This window comes from Actinomycetospora sp., from assembly GCF_055612215.1.
Genome location: NZ_JBVPVA010000925.1, coordinates 1 through 1,645 on the forward strand (window position 1 = coordinate 1; position 1,645 = coordinate 1,645).

2 protein-coding genes and 1 pseudogene are annotated in these 1,645 nt (G+C 78.1%); 1 reads left to right on the plus strand and 2 read right to left on the minus strand.

Annotation, left to right across the window (positions count from 1 at the left end; all coding sequences use genetic code 11):
* Positions 1–462 (minus strand): annotated as a pseudogene (locus AC0CYZ_RS25270) (hypothetical protein); the annotation flags it as partial.
* Positions 463–800: 338 nt separating this feature from the next.
* On the opposite strand from AC0CYZ_RS25270, the gene AC0CYZ_RS25275 reads away from it, so the two are divergent.
* On the plus strand, positions 801–1,268 hold the full coding sequence (locus tag AC0CYZ_RS25275) for a hypothetical protein (protein ID WP_472220467.1): 468 nt from the start codon (positions 801–803) through the stop codon (positions 1,266–1,268).
* Here the strand turns inward: AC0CYZ_RS25275 and AC0CYZ_RS25280 are convergent.
* Positions 1,265–1,645, minus strand: a 381-nt coding sequence (locus tag AC0CYZ_RS25280) for an SDR family NAD(P)-dependent oxidoreductase (protein ID WP_472220469.1), incomplete at its 5' end; no start/stop codon positions are given. The genes AC0CYZ_RS25275 and AC0CYZ_RS25280 overlap by 4 nt on opposite strands.

Here is a 1,645-nt window from a genome sequence, read left to right on the forward strand (position 1 = left end):
GCCCGGACGGGCGGCCGGTGGCGCGGGGCGGGCCGGCGCGGCGGGCGGGACGGCGAGCGCCTGCGGGCCGGAGAGCGAGTGCGGCGCGCGGGGCGCCACCGGGAACGTGCCCGGGCGGGCCGAGCCGGTCTGCGTCGCCCCGGTGTCGCCGGCGCCGGGGCGCGCACCCGGCGGCGCGGGCGGCGGCGGGGGGAGAGCGGTCGACCGGCCAGTGCCCACCCGGCCGGACCACGACGCGGCCTCGCGACCCGGGCCCTGCGCGCGGAACGACGACGACGAGAAGGCGGTGGGGAGGCCGACGGGCGGTGACGGCGGCGCCGGGTCGTCGGCGGGGCGCGCCCGGAAGATCTCGCCGTAGTCGCGGTCGAGGTCGGAGCCCTCGGGATCGCGGCGCGACGTCTCGACGTCGTCGGCGGCGTGCGAGCGCTCGCGGTGCGACGACCGGGAATGTGCACCCGCCACCGCTCCACCTCCCGCGTCCGCTGCCGGCACCCTCGCGAGCTCCGGCCCGATTGGATCACGTTCCGGTCACTGCACCGCAGCGCTCCCGTGACGCTCGTGGCGACCTGCACCCACTCGGCGACGAACGGTGACCGATGCGGTGACCGGCGGGCTCACCGGGCCCACACGGTGGCCAGGCGATCCCGTGAGTGAGCAACGGCGGGAGGAGGACTCGGCTACAGGGGTTGGTCCGTGTGCTCCGTGACCGGATGGAAACATGCGGCGAGCGGCGTGCCCGGCTCCTTCTCGTGGGTGACACTGATGCCCGCCCGCGGAGGACGAGACGCCGAGAGGTGGCCATGACCGACGAGCCGGACGAGGCGCCCGGGGACGCCGACCCGTCGAGGCCGCGCGAACCGGACGCGCCCCGCGACCGGTCCGGGCTCGTGGCGGGGGAGGCGGCGGCCATCGCCCGGTTCGGCGAGGGTCCGGCGCTCTTCTGGGCCGACGTCCCCGCGCCGCGTCATCCGCACGTCGGCCCGCTCCTCCCGCGGCGGCGCGCCGCGGCACCCGGGGCGGCGGCCTCCCGGCCCGGCGAGGCCCGGCGCGCACCGGCGACGTCCACCGCGCTGGTCCCGGCCCGCCGCGACCTCCCGGCCCGCGTCACCGACGCGCCGTCGGCGTGGGCACGGGCCGGGGACGCGGCCCGCCGCGGCGTGGCGGTCGTCGTGGACTGGACCGCCCGCGGCGTGGTGGCCGCCGTCGACGTGGTCGGGGCGGCCGCGCAGGCCGTGGTCACGCTCCTCTTCGGCCCGCAGCGCACCTAGAGCTGGACGCCGCGCGTCAGCGCTCCGTCCACGACCAGGTTCGTCCCGCTGACGAACGACGCCGCGGGGCTCGCGAGGAACGCGACCGCCCGGGCGACCTCGTCGGGCCGGGCCATCCGGCCGGTGGGGTTGAGCGAGAGCGCGTGGTTGTACAGGTCCGGGTCGCCCTGCTCGATCGACTCCCACACCCCGCCCGGGAAGTACACGTTGCCGGGGGAGACGGTGTTGGCCCGCACCCGGCCGGCCAGCTGGTGGGCCAGCCCCTGCGTGTAGTGCACGATCGCGCTCTTCATCGTGCCGTAGGGCCCGGCGGCGAAGTCGATCTCGCGCCCGGAGACGCTCGAGACCGTGACGATCGCGCCCGCGTCGGAGGCCTC

Coding starts and splice junctions, on each gene's coding strand:
- AC0CYZ_RS25275 (WP_472220467.1), top strand. CDS start 801: ATGACCGACGAGCCGGACGAGGCGCCCGGGGACGCCGACCCGTCGAGG.